The following is a 20,189-nucleotide window of genomic DNA, read 5'->3' as shown; positions in this document are numbered from 1 at the left end:
CGGAAAGCGGCCCGCGCCCGGGGGACGGGTCGCTTCGGGTGCGTCCGGGGGACGTGACACCATGCCGTCATGTCCTCCGTACCGACCGATCTCTTCCCGCACCCGATCGTGCAGGCGCCCATGGCGGGCGGTGTCTCCGTGCCGCAGCTCGCCGCCGCCGTCTCCGAGGCGGGCGGGCTCGGTTTCCTCGCCGCCGGGTACAAGACCGCGGACGGGATGTACCAGGACATCAAGCAGGTGCGGGGACTGACCGGCAGGCCGTTCGGCGTCAACCTCTTCCTGCCCCAGCCGGAGACGGCCGATCCCGCCGCCGTCGGCGTCTACGCCCACCAGCTGGCCGGGGAGGCCGCCTGGTACGAGACCGAGCTCGGCGACCCCGACGGCGGCCGCGACGACGGTTTCGACGCCAAGCTCGCCGTCCTCCTGGACGACCCGGTGCCGGTGGTGTCGTTCCACTTCGGCGTGCCGGCCCGCGGGGTCCTGGACTCCCTCCGCCGCGTCGGCACGTTCACCCTGGCCACCGCCACGACCGCGGAGGAGGCACGGGCCGTCGAGCGGGCCGGCGCGGACGCGGTGATCGCGCAGGGCGTCGAGGCCGGCGGCCACCAGGGCACCCACGCGGACGTCCCGGAGGCGGACGGCTCCGGCATCGGGCTGCTGTCCCTGCTCGCCCAGGTCCGGGAGTCCGTCGGCATCCCGGTCGTCGCGGCCGGCGGCATCATGCGCGGCAGCCAGATCGCCGCGGTGCTCGCGGCCGGAGCCGCCGCGGCCCAGCTCGGCACGGCCTTCCTCGCCACCCACGAGTCCGGCGCGCACGCCCTGCACAAGCGGGCCCTGACCGACCCCCTGTACGTCCGCACCGAGCTGACCCGGGCCTTCTCCGGCCGCCCCGCCCGCGGCCTGGTCAACCGCTTCCTGCGCGAGCACGGCCCCTACGCGCCCGCCGCCTACCCGGACGTCCACCACCTCACCGCGCCCCTGCGCAAGGCCGCGGCCAGGGCCGGGGACGCGCAGGGCATGGCGCTGTGGGCGGGCCAGGGCCACCGGATGGCCCGGGAGCTGCCCGCCGGGCGGCTGGTGGAGGTGCTGGTCGCCGAACTCGCCTCCGCCCGGGCGACGTTGTCGGCGGGAGGTGCCCGGTGACCGCGCCGGTGTTCGTCGTCGACCACTTCGGCACGGACGGCGGGGGCCGTTACGTGCTCGACGGCCCCGAGGGGCGGCACGCCGTCTCCGTGAAGCGGCTGCGGGCCGGGGAGAGCGTCGTCCTCACCGACGGCGCGGGCCGCTGGGCCGAGGGCGAGGTCGAGGGCACCGAGGGCAAGGACCGCCTGGTGGTGGCCCTCGGCGACGTGGTCGAGGAGCCCGCCGAGTCCCTCCGTCTGACCGTCGTCCAGGCGCTGCCCAAGGGCGACCGGGGCGAGCTGGCCGTGGAGACGATGACCGAGGTCGGCGTCGACGCGATCGTGCCGTGGTCGGCGGCGCGCTGCATCACGCAGTGGAAGGGGGAGCGGGGGCTGAAGTCCCTCGCCAAGTGGCGGGCGACGGCCCGCGAGGCCGGCAAGCAGTCCCGCCGGGTGCGCTTCCCCGAGGTCGCGGACGCGGCGACGACCCGGCAGGTCGCCTCGCTCCTGGCCGGGGCCGACTTCGCCGCCGTCCTGCACGAGAGCGGCACCGAACCCCTCGCGACCGCCGAACTCCCCGCCCGTGGCCACATCGTGCTGGTCGTCGGACCCGAAGGCGGCATCTCCCCCGAGGAGTTGGAGCTCTTCGCGCGGGCCGGGGCCAGGCCCCACCGCCTGGGCCGCAGCGTCCTGCGCACGTCCACCGCCGGCACCGCGGCGGCGGCCGTCCTGCTCGCCCGCACGGGCCGCTGGTCCTGACGGGCCCCGGCCGTCCGTCCGCCGGCAGCGGTTCCCGGCCGTCCGGTCCCACGGCCCGTCGGGCAGCCCGCGCGGACCGTCCCGCCCGCCGTGACCCCGTCCGCGGCGCGGCCTCCTGACCCGGCGTCCGTTCGCCGGCCCGGGGTGGTGCGCAGTGGCCGTATGCGCCCTACCGCCCCCGCGGCGACGGTGGCAGGCTGCCGTCCATGGGGGCATCGAGGAACAGGGCCCGGCGCGGGGCGCGGTGGCGGCGGCCGGTGGTGGCCGCCGGGTTCGTCGCGGCCGCGGTGGGCGCGACCGTGGCGTGCGAACCGGGCGGACTGAGTTCCACGGCGGTCGCGTACACGACCGACGAGACCGTGACCGAGGAGCTCGGCCGGCGCAAGGTCGGGGTGCGGTGGCTCAACTGCACCGCGTCCTTCGGCGAGAAGGACGGCGCGTCGTCCCCGGCCTCCTCCGGGGGCGAGGACACCGTGGCCTCCGTCGACTGCGAGGGGGAGACCGAGGACGGCAAGGAGATCACCGTCACCGGGAAGGTCACCCACGCCGTGAACGGGGCCTGCGTGCGCGGGAACCTCACCGTGAAGGTGGACGGGAAGCAGCGGTTCCGGGTCGACGGCCTCGGCGACTGCGACACCACCAGCCCCCCGCCGGTGGGCGAGCCCACCGGGGGCGGGCCGGATCCCACCGTCACCGTGACCGTCACCACGACGGTGTGGTGCGACCAGTACCCCGCGTGTCGCCCGGTCGAGGGCAAGTGATCCCGCCCCCTGTCCAGGCCGCGGGCACTTGCGTAGGGTGATCGGGTGACACAGCCCGCATCGGTCGCCTCCACCGCGTATCTCCGATTCCCGCACCCGCACGGCGAGTTGGTCGCCTTCACCGCCGAGGACGACGTGTGGCTCGCGCCGCTCGACGGCGGCCGGGCCTGGCGGGTCAGCGCCGACAACGTGCCGGTGAACCACCCCCGGATCTCGCCTGACGGCACCACCGTCGCCTGGACCTCCACCCGCGACGGCGCCCCCGAGGTGCACGTCGCGCCGGTCGACGGCGGACCCGCCCGGCGCCTCACGCACTGGGGGAGCGGGAGGACCCAGGTGCGCGGCTGGACCCCGGACGGACGGGTCCTGGCGCTCAGCACCCACGGCCAGCCCAGCCTGCGCCGCTCCTGGGCGCGCGCCGTCCCCCTCGACGGGGGCCCGGCCACCACCCTGCCCCACGGCCCCGTGGGCGACGTCGTCTTCGGCCCGCACACCGTGCTGCTGTCCGCGCCGATGGGCCGCGAGGCCGCCTGGTGGAAGCGGTACCGGGGCGGCACGGCGGGCAAGCTGTGGATCGACCGCGAGGGCGACGGCGAGTTCGTCCGCCTCCACGAGGACCTCGACGGGAACGTCGAGTACCCGCTGTGGGCGGGGGACAGGGTGGCCTTCCTCTCCGACCACGAGGGCACCGGCGCCCTGTACTCCTCCCTCGCCGACGGCTCGGACATGCGCCGGCACACCCCGCTCGGGGGCTTCTACGCCCGCCACGCGGCCACCGACGGCACCCGCGTCGTCTACTCCAGCGCCGGTGAGCTCTGGATCCTGGACGACCTGGACGGGGCCGAGCCGCGCCGGCTCGACGTCCGGCTCGGCGGACAGCGCACCGACCTCCAGCCGTTCCCGGTGAACGCCGCCCGCTGGTTCGGCTCCGCCTCCCCCGACCACACCGCGCGCGGCAGCGCCGTGTGCGTCCGCGGCGCCGTCCACTGGGTCACCCACCGCTCCGGCCCCGCCCGCGCGCTCGCCGCGACCCCGGGCGTGCGCGCCCGGCGGCCCCGCGCCTTCCGCGTGGACGGCGAGGAGTGGGTGGTGTGGGTGACGGACGCCGAGGGCGACGACGCCCTGGAGTTCGCCCCCGCCACCGGCCTCGCCCCGGGCGCGACCCCGCGCCGCATCGCCGCCGGCCGGCTCGGCCGCGTGCTGGAACTCGCCGTGGCCCCCGACGGCAGCCGCGCCGCGGTCGCCTCGCACGACGGCCGCGTCCTGCTCGTCGAGCGCGAGACCGGCGAGGTCCGCGAGGTCGACCGGAGCGAGGACGGCGACGTCTCCGGGCTGACGTTCTCGCCCGACTCCGCCTGGCTCGCCTGGTCCCACCCCGGCCCGCGCCCGCTCAGCCAGCTCCGCCTCGCCAACACCACCGACCTGTCGGTCACCGAGGCGACCCCGCTGCGCTTCCAGGACTACGCGCCCGCCTTCACCCTCGACGGCAGGCACCTCGCCTTCCTGTCGACCCGCTCCTTCGACCCGGTCTACGACGAGCACGTCTTCGACCTGGCCTTCGTCGAGGGCGTCCGCCCGCACCTGATCACCCTCGCGGCGACGACCCCGTCCCCGTTCGGACCGCAGCGGCACGGCCGGCCCTTCGAGACGCCGGACCGGGACGAGACCCCCGACAGCGAGGGCGTCCCCACCACCCGGATCGACCTCGAGGGCCTCGCCGACCGGATCGTGCCGTTCCCGGTCGAGGCCGCCCGCTACACCAACCTGCGGGCCGCCAAGGACGGGGTGCTGTGGCTGCGGCACCCGGTGCGCGGGGTGCTCGGCGCCTCCCGCGCCACCCCCGACGACCCCGACCCCAAGACCGACCTGGAGCGCTACGACCTCGTCCAGCAGCGCATCGAGCACCTGGCCGTGGACGCCGACCACTTCGAGGTCAGCGGCGACGGCAAGCGGGTGCTGCTGTGGACCGACGGGCGGCTGAAGGTCGTCCCCAGCGACCGGCGCGCGTCGGGCGACGACGACAGCGACACCAACATCACCGTCGACCTCGGCCGGGTCCGCCAGTTCGTCGACCCGGCGGCCGAGTGGCGGCAGATGTTCGACGAGGCCGGCCGCATCATGCGGGACAACTTCTGGCGGCCGGACATGAGCGGCGTCGACTGGGACGGCGTCCTCGACCGCTACCGCCCCGTCCTCGACCGCCTCGCCACCCACGACGACCTCGTCGACCTGCTCTGGGAGGTGCAGGGCGAACTCGGCACCTCGCACGCCTACGTCACCCCGCGCGGCGGATACGGCGACGGCGCCCGGCAGGGACTCCTCGGCGCGGACGTCTCCCGGCACGAGGACGGCTCCTGGCGGGTCGACCGCGTCCTGCCCTCCGAGACCTCCGACCCCGAGGCCCGCTCCCCGCTCGCCGCGCCCGGTGTCGCCGTCCGCCCCGGCGACGCGATCGTCGCGGTCGCGGGACAGCCGGTCGACCCGGTGACCGGCCCCGGCCCGCTGCTGGTCGGCACGGCGGGCAAGCCGGTCGAGCTGACCGTCTCCCCGGCCGGCGGCGGCGAACCGCGCCACGCGGTCGTCGTCCCCGTCGCCGACGAGGAACCGCTGCGCTACCACGCCTGGGTCGCCGACCGCCGCGCCTACGTCCACGAGAGGTCCGGCGGCCGCCTCGGCTACCTCCACGTCCCCGACATGCAGGCCCCCGGCTGGGCGCAGATCCACCGCGACCTGCGCGTCGAGGTGCTCCGCGAGGGCCTGGTCGTGGACGTGCGGGAGAACCGCGGCGGGCACACCTCCCAGCTCGTCGTGGAGAAGCTGGCCCGGCGGATCGTCGGCTGGGACCTGCCGCGCGGCATGCGGGCGGAGAGCTACCCCCGGGACGCGCCCCGCGGTCCCGTCGTCGCCGTCGCCAACGAGTTCTCCGGCTCCGACGGCGACATCGTCAACGCGGCGATCCGGGCCCTCGGCATCGGCCCGGTGGTCGGCACCCGCACCTGGGGCGGAGTGATCGGCATCGACAGCCGCTACCGCCTGGTCGACGGCACCCTCGTCACCCAGCCCAAGTACGCCTTCTGGCTGGAGGGGTACGGCTGGGGCGTGGAGAACCACGGCGTCGACCCCGACGTGGAGGTGGTGCAGCGCCCGCAGGACCACGCGGCGGGCCGGGACGTCCAGCTGGACGAGGCGATCCGCATCGCGCTGGAGGCCCTGGGGACGACGCCCGCGAAGGCACCGCCCGCCCTGGACTGACCGGTCCGGATACGATGCCCGGGTAAGCGATCACCCGGGCGCGAGGAGGCCGCATGGCAGGGGAACCGCAGGACGACTGCCTGTTCTGCAAGATCGTCGCGAAGCAGGTCCCGGCGACGATCGTCCGGGAGACGGAGACCACCGTCGCGTTCCGCGACATCAACCCCCAGGCGCCCACCCACGTCCTGGTGATCCCGAAGGCGCACCACCGGGACGCGGCGGCGCTCGCCGCCGCCGCGCCCGGGCTCGCGGCGGACGTGCTGCGCGAGACGCAGGCCGTCGCGGACGAGGAGAAGCTGGAGAGCTACCGCATCGTCTTCAACACCGGCGCCGGCGCCGGCCAGACCGTCTGGCACGCGCACGCCCACGTCCTGGGCGGCCGCGGCCTCGAGTGGCCCCCCGGGTAAGCGGCCTTGTCCGTACGCGAACTGGTGGTGCTCGGCACCGCCAGCCAGGTCCCCACCCGGCACCGCAACCACAACGGCTACCTGCTGCGCTGGGACGGCGAGGGCATCCTGTTCGACCCCGGCGAGGGCACCCAGCGCCAGATGCTGCGCGCCGGGGTCGCCGCGCACGACCTGAACCGCATCTGCGTCACCCACTTCCACGGCGACCACTCGCTCGGCCTCGCCGGGGTGATCCAGCGCATCAACCTCGACCGGGTGCCGCACGAGGTCACCGCCCACTACCCGCGCTCCGGGCAGCGCTTCTTCGACCGGCTGCGGTACGCCACCGCCTACCGCGAGACCGTCACCCTCACCGAGGCCCCGGTCGACGTGGACGGCCCGCTGGCCGTCACCCCCCGCTACACGCTGGAGGCGCGCAGGCTGTCGCACCCCGTGGAGTCGTTCGGCTACCTCCTGCGCGAACCCGACGGCCGGCGCATGCTGCCCGACCGGCTGGCCGCGCACGGCATCGAGGGCCCGGACGTCGGCCGCCTCCAGCGCGAGGGCGTCCTCGGCGGGGTGTCCCTGGAGGACGTCAGCGAGGTGCGGCGCGGGCAGCGGTTCGCGTTCGTCATGGACACCCGGCTCTGCGCGGGCGTGCACGCGCTCGCGGAGGGCTGCGACCTGCTGGTCATCGAGTCGACCTTCCTCGACGAGGACGAGGAACTCGCCGTCGAGCACGGCCACCTGACCGCGGGTCAGGCGGCGCGGGTGGCGCGCGACGCGGGCGTGCGGCACCTCGTCCTCACCCACTTCAGCCAGCGCTACACCGACCCGGACCAGTTCGAGCGCCAGGCCCGGGCCGCCGGGTACGACGGGGACCTGACCGTGGCGCACGATCTGCTGCGGGTCCCGCTTCCGAAGCGCCGGTGAAGCACCCGCACGACGCTCCGGTGCCCTGCCGTCAGCCGGTCCCGGGCGCCCGCGTCGCCGCCGCCGTGCCGTAGGCGCCCCGGGCGGGGGCGGGGGTGCCCTCCACCGGGATCTCCACGACCGGCTGCTCCGGGGCGCCGATCTCGGGCACCGCGCCCGCGGGGGTGCCCGGGGCGGCGGCGACCACGGCGGCCGGGTGGCCGCCGCGGCGCCGGACCGCGCCCGGCAGCAGCGGACGTCCGCCGGTGTGCAGGGCGACGGCCGTCATCGGCAGGGCGACCAGCAGCAGTCCGGCGCCCAGCACCGCGCCCATGACGGGGAAGCCGGCCTGCGCGGCCAGCACACTGCCGGTCAGCGGCCCGGCGGCGGTGCCCAGCGAGGACGCCGATCCGACCAGCACGGCCCAGCGCCCGCGCGGATCCAGCGAGGCCGCGAGCCCGATCAGGTACGACAGGACCACCGGGTAGACCGTGTTCCAGGCGATCTCCCCGGCCGCGAAGCTCCCCAGCCCGGTGGCGGAGGCGCTCAGCGCGATGCAGCCGGCGATGAGGACGGTGCCGCCGCCGATGGGCAGCGCCCTCCCCAGCCGCGACCCCAGCGCGCCCGCCGCGACGACGCCCAGCAGCCCGGCGCCCAGCGCCACGGCGAAGACGACGCCGACGGTCGGCTCGGTGAGGTGCGCCTGCGTGACGCCGATCCGGCCGCTCACGCCCCACAGCGCGTTCTGGGCGAGCGACCAGAACACCATGGCGCCGGCCAGGACGAGCCCCGAACGCCGGTGCGGGAGGCGGGCCGGGCCGGTGTGCGGGCCCGCGGCCGTGTCCGCGTGCCGGGATCCGGCGGTGCCGGCGGGCAGGCGGGAGGTCAGCGGCCACACGGCCAGCGCGGTGAGGGCGACGGCGGCCAGGGTGAGGCCGTGGCCCGGCAGGTGGGGGACCGTCAGGTACACCAGGCCCGCGAGCGCGGAGACGCTGAGCAGACCGAGGGTGGAGGCGCGGTGCGGATCGGGTTCGGAGGCGATCCGGGTGGCGGCGACGGTCGTGGCCGTCCCCGAGCCGAACCCGCCCACCACCGCGCCGGCGACGACGGCCGGCACGGCGGTGGTGAGCGCGGCGGCGCCGTAGCCGAGGACGGCCAGGACGAGTCCGAGCCGGGCCAGGGTCCGCGCCCCGGTCCGCTGCACGCGGGAGGCCAGCAGGAACCCGGCGGTCGCCGAGCTCAGCAGCAGCGCGCTGCCGACGGCGCCGGCCTGGGTCGCCGAGAGGCCGAGGCCGCGTTCCAGCCGGCCGACGGTGGTCGGCAGCAGATACGGGGCGAGGTACCCGGCCGTGAAAAGGGCGACGAGGGGCCAGGGAGTGGTGCGAGGGGCGAACACGGGCGTTCCCGGGGCGTGCGGAAGGGACGGTGCGAAAAGGGAAGAAGAAGGAGGAGGAAAAAGGGGAGGAAGGGGAGCGACGGCCGTCGACGGACAGGAACGCGCGGGCAATTTGTATCAAGCGGGGAGACGCCTGAGGGAGCGGGCAGGGTGTGATCTACGACACTCTTGCGTTTGGAGTTCGGGTCACCGGGTAGCAGAGGGCGTCGATCCGCTGCATCCCCCTCGTCATCTGCGGAAACTCCCGTCCGCGTCCTCACCGACGCGTCCCCCGGCCATCCCCCCGCGCCCCGGCCCCGGCGCCGCCCGGTCCGTGGCGGCCCCGCGGAAGGCGGCCGGGACGGGGACGGCCCGCCGCGGCGTGACGGCGGCCGTGTTGTCGACGGCGTGGTGCAGACTGGCCTGAACCGCACCATGCAGGGAGCGCACCGTGATGGCGTCCACCGCGTCCACCGCGTCCACCGCGTCCACCGCCTCCGCCGCGACCGGCGGGGAGGCACGCACCGAGGAAGCGCACCGTCCGGCCCGGGTCGACCCCCTCGCCGCGCTGCGCACACCCGGCGACCCGCCCTGGGACGTCTACCTCACCGGGACCGTCTTCCTCGACATCGTCTTCACCGGGCTCGACTCCGCCCCGGTGCGCGGGACCGAGTCCTGGGCCCGGGGGATGGGGTCGAGCCCCGGCGGCGTCGCCAACATGGCCACCGCCCTGGCCCGCCTCGGCCTGCGCACCTCCCTCGCGGCGGCCTTCGGCGACGACCACTACGGCGAGTACTGCTGGGACGCCCTGGCCCAGGGCGAGGGCATCGACCTCTCCCCGTCGCGCACCGTGCCCGGCTGGCACTCGCCGGTCACCGTCTCCATGGCCTACGACGGCGAGCGCACGATGGTCTCCCACGGCCACGAGCCGCCCCCCGAGGAGCAGCCCGCGCCCGACCGCCCCCCGCGCGCGCGGGCCGCCGTCGCCTCCCTCACCCCGGGCCGCGGCGCCCCCTGGATCGCCCGGGCCGCGCGCGGGGGCACCCGGGTCTTCGGCGACGTCGGCTGGGACGACACCGGCGCGTGGGACCTGGCCGCCCTGCCCGACCTGCGCCACTGCGAGGCGTTCCTGCCGAACGCCGAGGAGGCCATGCGCTACACCGGCACCGACTGCCCCCGGGCCGCCGCCCACGCCCTCACCGAGTACGTCCCGGTCGCGGTCGTCACCCTCGGCGCGGAGGGCGCGTACGCGGTGGACCGGCGCACCGGTGAGACCGCCGAGGTCCCGGCCATCGCCGTCGAGGCGCTCGACCCGACCGGCGCCGGGGACGTGTTCGTCGCCGGGTTCGTCACCGGGAGCCTGGCCGGCTGGCCGCTGGCCGACCGCCTCGCGTTCGCCGGCCTCACCGCCGCGCTCTCCGTCCAGGAGTTCGGCGGCTCGCTGTCGGCTCCGGGGTGGGCCGAGGTGGCGGCGTGGTGGCGCAGGGTGCAGTCGGTCGAGGGCCAGGACCGGGCGGCCCTGCGGCGGTACGCGTTCCTGACGGGCCTGGTCCCGGACGAGCCGGTGCGGCCCTGGCCGCTGCGGCGGGCGGTCCCGACGATCGGCTTCCGCCGGTCGCCCTGAGCGGGGCCCCGCCCCGCCGCCCCCGGCCGCCCGGGGAGCACCCGTGAAAAGTCCTACGACCTTGTCATCCCGGCGTCGTACCCTGGGAATCGCGAGGCCGCCCTCAGCCGTGCGGCCGTGAACAGGAGGAACCGCAGGCCTTCAGCGCCGGCCCATGACTCAGACACCCACAGCTCACACGCCCGCGCAGGGACAGGCGAGAGTGCAGTTCACCGTTCCCGCCCAGCACCCCATGGTGACCGTGCTGGGTTCCGGCGACGCCCTCCTGCGCGTGATCGAGAAGGCCTTCCCGGGGGCCGACATCCACGTCCGGGGCAATGAGATCAGCGCGGTCGGCGACGCCACGGAGGTCGCCCTCGTCTCGCGCGTGTTCGACGAGATGATGCTGGTGCTCCGCACCGGGCAGCCGATGACGGAGGACGCAGTGGAACGCTCGATCGCCATGCTCAAGGCGAGCGAGAACGGGGAGAGCGACGGCCAGGAGACCCCGGCCCAGGTGCTCACGCAGAACATCCTGTCCTCGCGCGGCCGCACGATCCGCCCCAAGACGCTCAACCAGAAGCGCTACGTGGACGCGATCGACAAGCACACGATCGTCTTCGGCATCGGCCCGGCGGGCACCGGCAAGACGTACCTCGCCATGGCCAAGGCGGTGCAGGCCCTGCAGTCCAAGCAGGTCAACCGCATCATCCTGACCCGCCCCGCGGTCGAGGCCGGGGAGCGGCTCGGCTTCCTGCCCGGCACGCTCTACGAGAAGATCGACCCCTACCTGCGCCCGCTCTACGACGCGCTGCACGACATGCTCGACCCCGACTCGATCCCGCGCCTGATGGCGGCGGGCACGATCGAGGTCGCCCCGCTCGCGTACATGCGCGGACGCACGCTGAACGACGCCTTCATCATCCTCGACGAGGCCCAGAACACCAGCCCCGAGCAGATGAAGATGTTCCTCACCCGCCTCGGCTTCGACTCGAAGATCGTCATCACCGGTGACGTGACCCAGGTCGACCTCCCCGAGGGCACCAGGAGCGGCCTGCGGCAGGTGCAGGACATCCTCGAGGGGGTCGAGGACGTCCACTTCTCCCGGCTGTCGTCCCACGACGTCGTCCGGCACAAGCTGGTGGGCCGTATCGTCGACGCGTACGAGCAGTACGACAGCAAGCACGGCACCCGGAACGGCACCCACAAGGGCGGCCGGGGCAAGGCCGGGCACAAGGGGAAGTAGACCGAGCACCAGATGTCGATCGACGTCAACAACGAGTCCGGCACCGAGGTCGACGAGCAGGCGATCCTCGACATCGCCCGTTACGCGCTCGCCCGGATGCGCATCCACCCGCTCTCCGAGCTCTCGGTGATCGTGGTGGACGCCGACGCCATGGAGCAGCTGCACGTCCAGTGGATGGACCTGCCCGGGCCGACGGACGTCATGTCGTTCCCGATGGACGAGCTGCGCCCGCCGTCCAAGGACGACGACGAACCGCCGCAGGGCCTGCTCGGCGACATCGTGCTGTGCCCCGAGGTCGCGGCCCGGCAGGGCAGGGAGGCGCCGACGCGGCACACCATGGACGAGGAGCTGCAGCTGCTCACCGTCCACGGTGTGCTGCACCTGCTGGGCTACGACCACGAGGAGCCGGACGAGAAGGCCGAGATGTTCGGCCTGCAGGCCGCCATCGTGGACGGCTGGCGCGCGGAGAAGGGCCTGACCGGTCCGTCCCCGGCCCCGACCGTCTCATGAGCCCCGGGCTCCTCCTCGGCGCGGTCGCCCTGGTCGTCGTCGCCTGGCTGTTCGCCTGCGCGGAGACGGGCATCGCCCGCGTCTCCAGCTTCCGCGCCGAGGAGGCCGTGCGCTCCGGGCGCCGGGGCAGCGCCGGGCTCGCCCAGATCGCCGCCGACCCCACCCGTTACCTCAACGTGGCGCTGCTGGTCCGCGTGGCCTGCGAGATGGCCGCCGCCGCGCTGGTCACCTACGCCTGCCTGAAGGAGTTCGACGGGACCGTCGAGGCACTGCTGATCGCCATCGCGGTCATGGTGCTCGTCTCCTACGTCGCCGTCGGCGTCTCGCCGCGCACCATCGGCCGCCAGCACCCGCTGAACACGGCGACGGCGGCGGCGTACGTGCTGGTGCCGCTCGCGCGGGTCATGGGCCCGATCCCGTCGCTCCTCATCCTCATCGGCAACGCGCTCACCCCCGGCAAGGGCTTCCGGCACGGCCCCTTCGCCTCCGAGGCGGAACTGCGGGCGCTGGTCGACCTCGCGGAGAAGGAGTCGCTGATCGAGGACGAGGAGCGCCGCATGGTGCACTCGGTCTTCGAGCTGGGCGACACCCTCGTCCGGGAGGTGATGGTCCCGCGCACCGACCTGGTGGTGATCGAGCGCTACAAGACCGTCCGCCAGGCCCTCACCCTCGCCCTGCGCTCCGGTTTCTCCCGGATCCCGGTGACCGGCGAGAGCGAGGACGACATCGTCGGGATCGTCTACCTGAAGGACCTGGCCCGCAGGACGCACATCAGCCGGGACGCGGAGAACGACCTGGTGTCGACGGTGATGCGGCCCGCGTTCTTCGTGCCGGACACCAAGAACGCCGACGACCTGCTGCGCGAGATGCAGAAGGAGCGCAACCACGTCGCCGTCGCCGTCGACGAGTACGGCGGCACCGCGGGCATCGTCACCATCGAGGACATCCTGGAGGAGATCGTCGGCGAGATCACCGACGAGTACGACCGCGAGGTCCCGCCGGTGGAGGACCTCGGCGAGGACCGCTACCGGGTCACCGCCCGTCTCGACCTCGGCGACCTCGGCGAGCTGTACGGCCTGGAGGCGTTCGACGACGAGGACGTGGAGACCGTCGGCGGACTGCTCGCCAAGCGGCTCGGCCGGGTGCCGATCGCCGGCGCCTCCTCCCTGGTCGAGCTGCCGGACTCCCGTGTCCTGCGCCTGACGGCGGAGGCCGCGGCCGGACGCCGGAACAAGATCGTCACCGTGCTGGTGGAGCCGGCGGACCCGCCCGGGGACGAGCGGGAGGGGCCGCGGTGACACCGCGGGAGCTGCGTGCCCTCTGCCTCTCCTTCGGCGCGGCGGTGGAGGACTTCCCCTTCGGCCCGCAGACCTCGGTCTTCAGGGTCCGGGGCAAGATCTTCGCGCTGGCGGACCTGGACGCGCGGCCCCTGAAGGTCAACCTCAAGTGCGACCCCGAGGACGCCCTCAGGCTCCGTGCCGGCCACCCGGGCCTGATCGTCCCCGGCTGGCACATGAACAAGCGGCACTGGAACACGGTGACGGCGGACGGCGCGCTTCCGGACCGCCTGGTCCGGGAGCTGGTCGAGGACTCCTACGACCTGGTGGTGGCCGGGCTGCCGCGCGCGGAGCGGCTGCGGCTCGACCGCCCCTGAGCCCGCTTGGGCGCGGCTCCGTATGCTCGGGGTCATGACCGACACCACCGCCCTCGACCCCGAGGACCGCAAGATCGTCACCCTGGCCCGCTCCGCCCGCGCCCGCAACGGCGTCCCCGAGGGCGCCGCCGTGCGCGACGAGACCGGCCGCACGTACGTCGCCGGCACGGTCGCCCTGGACTCCCTGGAGCTCAGCGCCCTGCGGACGGCGGTGGCGATGGCGGTGGCGTCCGGCGCGAAGTCGCTGGAGGCGGCGGCGGTGGTGACGGAGGCGGAGTCGGTGCCGGCCGAGGACCGCGCGGCCGTACGGGACCTCGGCGGGCCCGGGACCCCGGTCCTGCTGGCCGGCCCCGACGGGGCGGTCCGGGAGACCCTCGCCGCGGACTGACGCGCGGGGCCCCTCCCTCCGGAACCCGCGCTCCGCGCGGGCGGTGGTACGGAGGGGCTTCCGGCATCAGGGAGAATGGGCGCCATGAGCGTTCGCACCCAGTCATCCGAGCAGTCGGCCGAAGCCGTCCACCGGGCCGGTTTCGCCTGCTTCGTGGGCCGCCCCAACGCGGGCAAGTCCACCCTCACGAACGCTCTGGTCGGGCAGAAGGTGGCGATCACCTCCAACCGGCCGCAGACCACCCGGCACACCGTGCGCGGGATCGTGCACCGCCCCGACGCGCAGCTGATCCTGGTGGACACCCCCGGGCTGCACAAGCCGCGCACCCTGCTCGGCGAACGGCTGAACGACGTGGTCCGCACCACGTGGGCGGAGGTCGACGTGATCGGTTTCTGCATCCCCGCGGACCAGAAGATCGGCCCCGGCGACCGCTTCATCGCCAAGGAGCTGGCCGGGATCAGGAAGACCCCGAAGGTCGCGATCGTCACCAAGACCGACCTGGTGGACAGCAAGGCGCTGGCCGAGCAGCTGATCGCCGTGGACCAGCTCGGCAAGGAACTGGGGATCACCTGGGCGGAGATCGTCCCGGTGTCGGCGACCGCGAACAAGCAGGTGGACCTGCTGGCCGACCTGCTGATCCCGCTGCTGCCCGAGGGGCCGGCCCTCTACCCCGAGGGCGACCTCACCGACGAGCCCGAGCAGGTCATGGTCGCGGAGCTGATCCGCGAGGCGGCCCTGGAGGGCGTCCGCGACGAGCTCCCGCACTCCATCGCCGTGGTCGTCGAGGAGATGCTCCCGCGCGAGGACCGCCCGGCCGACAAGCCCCTCCTCGACATCCACGCCAACCTGTTCATCGAGCGCCCCAGCCAGAAGGGCATCGTCATCGGCCCCAAGGGCAAGCGCCTGAAGGAGGTCGGCGTCAAGTCCCGCAAGCAGATCGAGGCGCTGCTCGGCACCCCGGTCTTCCTGGACCTCCACGTGAAGGTCGCCAAGGACTGGCAGCGCGATCCCAAGCAGCTGCGTCGTCTGGGGTTCTGACGCCCTGACGGGGCGGGGGGCCGAGGGCGCGGCGCCGGGGGCCGTGGACACGTCCCGCACGGACGGCTCCCGCGCGCCGGCCTCACCCGCCGCCGGTGCGCCGCGGCCGGCACGCGCCACGGGACGCCGGCCGGGAGACGGGGGAGCGCACCGGCCCCGGCGCACCGGCGGCGGGTGAGGCCGGCGCCCCCGCGGCAGGAGGCCGTCGGTCCCCCTCAGGCCCCTTCCGCCAGCACTCTGCGGATCAGCGCGCGCTGCTCCTCCGTCAGCCGGGGGTCCGCGCAGTACACGGACCTGCCGTCCACGGTGATCCGGTAGCCGAACCCGTCCGGCACCCCGGCCGGCGGGGTGCTCCGGCCGGCGGCCAGGGCCCGCTCGGCCAGGGCGTGCCACTCGTGGGCGTCGGCCCGGCCCGAGGTGTCCACCTCGGCCTGCCGCTCGATCCCCGCGAACCCGCCCGTGCGCCGCACCTGAATACGCATGGGTCCCTGTCTAGTACGGGGACGGGCGCGGCGCCCACCCCTCGCCCGCCTTCGGGCTACGGCGTCCGCACCCCGACGCGCTCCCACGCCTTCGTCACCGCCCGCAGCTCCTCGCCCTCCCCGTACCGCGCGCGGGCCGCCCGCACCGTCAGTGCCGCGAAGTCCGTGAACAGCGCGTCCTGCGCGAGTTCGCCGCCGGTCAGCACGTCGTACCAGACCTGCCCCGCCCGCTCCCAGGCGTGTCCGCCGAGGGTGGTGGCCGCCAGGTAGAAGGCGTGGTTGGGGATGCCGGAGTTGATGTGGACGCCGCCGTTGTCACGGCCGGTGCGGACGTAGTCGTCCATCGTCGCGGGCTGCGGGTCCTTGCCGAGGACGTCGTCGTCGTACGCCGTGCCCGGCTCCTTCATGGAGCGCAGCGCCCTGCCGGTGACGCGCGGGGCGAGCAGGCCCGCGCCGATCAGCCAGTCGGCCTCGTCGGCGGTCTGGCCGAGCGTGTACTGCTTGACGAGGGAGCCGAAGACGTCCGACACGGACTCGTTCAGCGCCCCGGGCTGGCCGAAGTACGTCAGGTTGGCCGTGTACTGCGTGACCCCGTGGGCGAGTTCGTGGCCGATGACGTCGATGGGGAGGGTGAAGTCGAGGAAGATCTCCCCGTCCCCGTCGCCGAAGACCATCTGCTCGCCGTTCCAGAAGGCGTTGTTGTAGTCGCGGTCGTAGTGCACGGTCGCGTCCAGCGGCAGCCCGCTCCCGTCGATCGAGTCGCGCGCGTACGCCCTCAGGAACAGCTCGAAGGTGGCGCCGAGGCCGGCGTAGGCGCGGTTGACCGTGGCGTCCCGGCCGGCCTCGTCGCCCTCGCCGCGCACCCTGCTCCCCGGCAGGTCGGTGCCGTGCCGGGCGTCGTACACGGTGCGGTGCGGCCGGCCTGCCTCGGCCCCGGCGCGCGGGGCGGCGGCGGGGGCGCCGACGACCGTGGTGAGGCGGCGCTGGGTGCGCTCGTAGGCGTCGCGCTGGAGGGTCCGGCGCGCGGCCCCGGCGAGCACGGGGTCCTCGGCCTGCGCCAGCCGGTCGAGGACGTGGGGCGGAACGATGGTGCAGAAGACGGGCTCGAAGCCCCCGTTGGCGGTCATGTCCCGCACCATTGCAGCAAGTGACGGGATTGTCACCAAGAGCAACCACGACGGGGGGAATCCGCCGTCGGGCCGCACCCTGCGGCGCCCCGCAGTGGTATACGGCACTCTTTGCCCTGTTCCTCCCCCTGGTCCCGCATACTGATACGGACCGTCGTACGCGGCACGCCTCGGTTAGGCTACGGAGCATCATGCGTTTCGGGCTGCTTCTCCTTAGCTGCCGCGGTGAGGGTCTGCAGTAGAGGCCGACCCCCTCCCCGCGGAGTTTGGCGCTGCGCCGTCGGCCGTCCCGTCGAGGACACACCGCGGACCATCGAGGAGCCCACGCACCATGGCGAACCGCCAGCAGCCCAGCCCCATGCCGATCCACAAGTACGGCCGCTACGACCAGGTCGACCTCCCCGACCGCACCTGGCCGGACAACCGGATCACCACCGCCCCCCGTTGGCTCTCCACCGACCTGCGCGACGGCAACCAGGCCCTGATCGACCCCATGTCGCCCGTCCGCAAGCGCGCGATGTTCGACCTGCTGGTCAAGATGGGCTACAAGGAGATCGAGGTCGGCTTCCCGGCCTCCGGCCAGACCGACTTCGACTTCGTCCGCTCGATCATCGAGGACCCGGACGCCGTCCCGGACGACGTCACGATCTCCGTCCTGACCCAGGCCCGGGAGGACCTGATCGAGCGGACGGTCGAGTCCCTGAAGGGCGCCCGGCGCGCCACCGTCCACCTGTACAACGCCACCGCCCCGGTCTTCCGCCGGGTCGTCTTCCGCGGCTCCAGGGACGACGTCAAGCAGATCGCGGTCGACGGCACCCGGCTGGTCGTGGAGTACGCGGAGAAGCTGCTGGGCCCGGAGACGGAGTTCGGCTACCAGTACAGCCCCGAGATCTTCACCGACACCGAGCTGGACTTCGCGCTGGAGGTCTGCGAGGCGGTGATGGACGTCTACCAGCCCGGCCCGGACCGCGAGATCATCCTCAACCTGCCCGCCACGGTCGAGCGCTCCACCCCGTCCACGCACGCCGACCGCTTCGAGTGGATGGGCCGCAACCTCTCCCGCCGCGCGTACGTCTGCCTGTCGGCCCACCCGCACAACGACCGCGGCACGGCCGTCGCCGCCGCCGAGCTGGCCCTGATGGCCGGCGCCGACCGGGTCGAGGGCTGCCTGTTCGGACAGGGCGAGCGCACCGGCAACGTCGACCTGGTCACCCTGGGCATGAACCTGTTCTCGCAGGGCGTCGACCCGCAGATCGACTTCTCCGACATCGACGAGATCCGCCGCACCTGGGAGTACTGCAACCAGATGGAGGTCCACCCGCGCCACCCGTACGTGGGCGACCTGGTCTACACGTCCTTCTCCGGCTCCCACCAGGACGCCATCAAGAAGGGCTTCGACGCCATGGAGGCCGACGCGAAGGCCAGGGGCGTCACCGTCGACGACCTGGAGTGGGCCGTTCCGTACCTGCCCATCGACCCCAAGGACGTCGGCCGCTCCTACGAGGCCGTCATCCGCGTCAACTCGCAGTCCGGCAAGGGCGGCATCGCCTACGTCCTGAAGAACGACCACAAGCTCGACCTGCCGCGCCGGATGCAGATCGAGTTCTCGAAGATCATCCAGGCGAAGACGGACGCCGAGGGCGGCGAGGTCACCCCGGCCGACATCTGGGCGGTCTTCCAGGACGAGTACCTGCCCAACCCGGACAACCCCTGGGGCCGCATCCAGGTCGCCAACGGCCAGAGCACGACCGACCGCGACGGCGTGGACACCCTGACCGTCGAGGCCACCGTCGACGGCGAGCAGACCACCCTGACCGGCTCCGGCAACGGCCCGATCTCGGCGTTCTTCGACGCCCTGCAGGGCATCGGCGTCGACGTGCGCCTGCTGGACTACCAGGAGCACACGATGAGCGAGGGCGCCTCCGCCCAGGCCGCCTCCTACATCGAGTGCGCCATCGGCGACAAGGTCCTGTGGGGCATCGGAATCGACGCGAACACCACCCGCGCCTCGCTGAAGGCGGTCGTCTCGGCCGTCAACCGCGCCGCGCGCTGAGCAGCCGTTCAGCGGGCTCCGAGGGCTCCGTCCGCCTTTCCCGGCGGGCGGAGCCCCGTCGCATACCGGCCAAATGCTGTGGAGGTCACGGAAAGGTCTCGTCCCGGGTACTGACTCCGCCTCAAAGATGTGGCTAACATCACGCGTGCGCGGCGATGAGGCTGCGGCATTACGGAGGTGCGACGTGCTGCCAGGACGGGGACCCAACGGCCGTGCCGCTGCCGCCAGACTGTCGCGGCTCCTGGGCATCCGGACCACCTGGACGCCCGTCGGCGACGGCGAGTTCTTCTGCCCCGGCTGCGGCGGCGACCGCAACTACCAGCGGCTGACCGGGCAGCGCCGCTTCGCCCTGCTCGGCGTGCCCGTGCTGCCGCGCGGGGAGACCGGACCGGTCGTCGAGTGCGCGGCCTGCCGCCACCACTTCGGCACCGACGTCCTGGACCACCCCACCACCACCCGCTTCTCGGTGATGCTCCGCGACGCCGTGCACACCGTCGCCCTCGCGGTGCTGGCCGCGGGCGGCACCTGCTCGCGCGCGTCGCTGGGGGCGGCCGCGGCCGCCGTGCGCGCGGCCGGCCTCGAGGACTGCACGGAGGAACGGCTGGCCGCGCTCGTCGAGGCGCTGGAGGCGGACACCGGCCGGTTCACCGGGGGACCCTGCGCGGCCGGCCTCGCCATCGAACTGCACGAGGCGCTGGACCCGTTGGCCCCGCACCTCGCCGCCCCCGGCCGCGAGTCGATCCTCCTCCAGGGCGCCCGCATCGCCCTCGCCGACGGTCCCTACACCCCCGCCGAGCGCGACGCCCTGGCCACCGTGGGCGCGGCCCTCACCATCCACCCGGACGACGTGTCCCGCCTGCTGGCGGCGGCGCGGACGCCGTCCTGACGGACGGGAGGCCGCCCGCGGCTCCGCCGCCGCGGCGCCTCAGGACAGTCGGGGGAGTTCCAGGCACATGACCTGGCGGTCCTCGCCGGGGCCGAAGTAGTCCCGGCGCAGGCCGGCGTCGGGCTGCTCGGGACGGAAGCCCAGGGAGCGGTAGAGCAGGATCGCGGCGCGGTTGGCGGGTTCCACCGTCAGCCGGACCTGTTCGATCCCGCTGCGGCGCAGCCGGGCCAGGACCTCCGCCATCAGTTCCCGGCCCAGCCCGTGCCGGCGGCGGTCCTCGGCCACGCACAGGCCGAGGATCCAGCCGTCGCGGTCGAGCGCGGTGGTGGCGGCCAGCACGTAGCCGCGCAGGCGGCCCTCGCCGTCGTCGAGGACCAGGAAGTGCTCGGCGTACAGGTCGTAGAGCTGGCGCAGCAGGAACGCCGGGTAGGCGACCTCCTGGAAGACCTCCGTGTCGAGCCGCCGCAGTTCGGGCAGGTCGGACTCCCGTGCCCTGCGGAGGACCAGGCGCCGCGGACCCGGGGGGGGGGGGGGTGGGGGGGGGGGGGGGGGGGGGGGGGGGGGGTGGGGGGGGGGGTGGGGGGGGGGTGGAGGTCCGTGGCTGACCGTGCTTTCCGGCCCCTCCGGGGTCGGCAA

At 74.2% G+C, this 20,189-nt stretch carries 19 protein-coding genes; 15 read left to right on the top strand and 4 right to left on the bottom strand.

The window, feature by feature from the left end; all coding sequences use genetic code 11:
- The first annotated feature begins 69 nt into the window (after nt 1–69).
- The 6 genes from ACZ56B_RS18880 (at nt 70) to ACZ56B_RS18855 (ending at nt 7,212) form a co-directional block, all read left to right on the top strand.
- Nucleotides 70–1,143, top strand: a complete 1,074-nt coding sequence (locus ACZ56B_RS18880) for a nitronate monooxygenase (RefSeq protein ID WP_468791272.1) — start codon at nt 70–72, stop codon at nt 1,141–1,143.
- Nucleotides 1,140–1,880, top strand: coding sequence for a 16S rRNA (uracil(1498)-N(3))-methyltransferase (locus ACZ56B_RS18875; protein WP_468791270.1), 741 nt, complete (start codon nt 1,140–1,142; stop codon nt 1,878–1,880). The genes ACZ56B_RS18880 and ACZ56B_RS18875 overlap by 4 nt, the downstream gene beginning before the upstream one ends.
- Before the next feature lie 206 nt (nt 1,881–2,086).
- On the top strand, nt 2,087–2,641 hold the full coding sequence (locus tag ACZ56B_RS18870) for a hypothetical protein (RefSeq protein WP_468791268.1): 555 nt from the start codon (nt 2,087–2,089) through the stop codon (nt 2,639–2,641).
- A gap of 45 nt (nt 2,642–2,686) precedes the next feature.
- Entirely contained in the window at nt 2,687–5,893 is a 3,207-nt protein-coding gene (locus tag ACZ56B_RS18865; protein ID WP_468791266.1) for a S41 family peptidase, read from the top strand.
- Between the two features lie 53 nt (nt 5,894–5,946).
- Nucleotides 5,947–6,300: a histidine triad nucleotide-binding protein gene (locus tag ACZ56B_RS18860; protein WP_468791264.1), complete on the top strand. Its 354-nt coding sequence runs from the start codon at nt 5,947–5,949 to the stop codon at nt 6,298–6,300.
- Nucleotides 6,301–6,306: 6 nt separating this feature from the next.
- Entirely contained in the window at nt 6,307–7,212 is a 906-nt protein-coding gene (locus ACZ56B_RS18855) for a ribonuclease Z (protein ID WP_468791262.1), read from the top strand.
- Nucleotides 7,213–7,243: 31 nt separating this feature from the next.
- Here ACZ56B_RS18855 and ACZ56B_RS18850 read toward each other — a convergent pair whose 3' ends face one another.
- Nucleotides 7,244–8,587 carry an MFS transporter gene (locus ACZ56B_RS18850; protein ID WP_468791260.1) on the bottom strand — a complete coding sequence of 448 codons (1,344 nt, stop codon included), beginning with the start codon at nt 8,585–8,587 and terminating at the stop codon, nt 7,244–7,246.
- 433 nt (nt 8,588–9,020) lie between these two features.
- Here ACZ56B_RS18850 and ACZ56B_RS18845 point away from each other — a divergent pair, with 433 nt between their 5' ends.
- The 7 genes from ACZ56B_RS18845 to era all read left to right on the top strand — a co-directional run bounded on the left by ACZ56B_RS18845 (nt 9,021) and on the right by era (nt 15,005).
- Nucleotides 9,021–10,190 carry a carbohydrate kinase family protein gene (locus tag ACZ56B_RS18845; protein WP_468791258.1) on the top strand — a complete coding sequence of 390 codons (1,170 nt, stop codon included), beginning with the start codon at nt 9,021–9,023 and terminating at the stop codon, nt 10,188–10,190.
- A 154-nt stretch (nt 10,191–10,344) separates the two neighbouring features.
- Nucleotides 10,345–11,415, top strand: a complete 1,071-nt coding sequence (locus tag ACZ56B_RS18840; RefSeq protein ID WP_468791256.1) for a PhoH family protein — start codon at nt 10,345–10,347, stop codon at nt 11,413–11,415.
- A gap of 12 nt (nt 11,416–11,427) precedes the next feature.
- Nucleotides 11,428–11,925, top strand: a complete 498-nt coding sequence (gene ybeY / locus ACZ56B_RS18835; RefSeq protein WP_468791254.1) for an rRNA maturation RNase YbeY — start codon at nt 11,428–11,430, stop codon at nt 11,923–11,925.
- Nucleotides 11,922–13,223, top strand: a complete 1,302-nt coding sequence (locus ACZ56B_RS18830; protein WP_468791252.1) for a hemolysin family protein — start codon at nt 11,922–11,924, stop codon at nt 13,221–13,223. Before ybeY ends, ACZ56B_RS18830 begins: the two co-directional genes overlap by 4 nt.
- On the top strand, nt 13,220–13,579 hold the full coding sequence (locus tag ACZ56B_RS18825; RefSeq protein WP_468791250.1) for an MmcQ/YjbR family DNA-binding protein: 360 nt from the start codon (nt 13,220–13,222) through the stop codon (nt 13,577–13,579). The genes ACZ56B_RS18830 and ACZ56B_RS18825 overlap by 4 nt, the downstream gene beginning before the upstream one ends.
- 34 nt (nt 13,580–13,613) lie before the next feature.
- Nucleotides 13,614–13,967 (top strand): cytidine deaminase, encoded by a 354-nt coding sequence (locus ACZ56B_RS18820; protein WP_468791248.1) that lies wholly within the window; start codon nt 13,614–13,616, stop codon nt 13,965–13,967.
- An 84-nt stretch (nt 13,968–14,051) separates the two neighbouring features.
- Entirely contained in the window at nt 14,052–15,005 is a 954-nt protein-coding gene (gene era, locus ACZ56B_RS18815; protein WP_468791246.1) for a GTPase Era, read from the top strand.
- Between the two features lie 215 nt (nt 15,006–15,220).
- Here the strand turns inward: era and ACZ56B_RS18810 are convergent, their stop codons facing one another.
- Together ACZ56B_RS18810 and ACZ56B_RS18805 are read right to left on the bottom strand one after the other, a co-directional pair.
- Nucleotides 15,221–15,487, bottom strand: coding sequence for a protealysin inhibitor emfourin (locus ACZ56B_RS18810; protein ID WP_468791244.1), 267 nt, complete (start codon nt 15,485–15,487; stop codon nt 15,221–15,223).
- 56 nt (nt 15,488–15,543) lie between these two features.
- Entirely contained in the window at nt 15,544–16,614 is a 1,071-nt protein-coding gene (locus ACZ56B_RS18805; RefSeq protein ID WP_468791242.1) for a M4 family metallopeptidase, read from the bottom strand.
- Between the two features lie 331 nt (nt 16,615–16,945).
- Here ACZ56B_RS18805 and leuA point away from each other — a divergent pair, with 331 nt between their 5' ends.
- Both leuA and ACZ56B_RS18795 read left to right on the top strand, forming a co-directional pair.
- Nucleotides 16,946–18,667, top strand: a complete 1,722-nt coding sequence (leuA, locus tag ACZ56B_RS18800) for a 2-isopropylmalate synthase (protein WP_468791240.1) — start codon at nt 16,946–16,948, stop codon at nt 18,665–18,667.
- Nucleotides 18,668–18,851: 184 nt separating this feature from the next.
- The gene (locus tag ACZ56B_RS18795) at nt 18,852–19,553 is read left to right on the top strand and encodes a TerB family tellurite resistance protein (protein ID WP_468791238.1); all 702 of its coding nucleotides are present in this window, start codon (nt 18,852–18,854) and stop codon (nt 19,551–19,553) included.
- A 39-nt stretch (nt 19,554–19,592) separates the two neighbouring features.
- Here the strand turns inward: ACZ56B_RS18795 and ACZ56B_RS18790 are convergent, their stop codons facing one another.
- Complete coding sequence (locus tag ACZ56B_RS18790) at nt 19,593–20,189, bottom strand: GNAT family N-acetyltransferase (protein ID WP_468791236.1); 597 nt, start codon at nt 20,187–20,189, stop codon at nt 19,593–19,595.

Source organism: Streptomyces sp. NPDC034670 (assembly GCF_055574875.1).
This window is presented reverse-complemented; position numbering and strand designations above follow the sequence as displayed.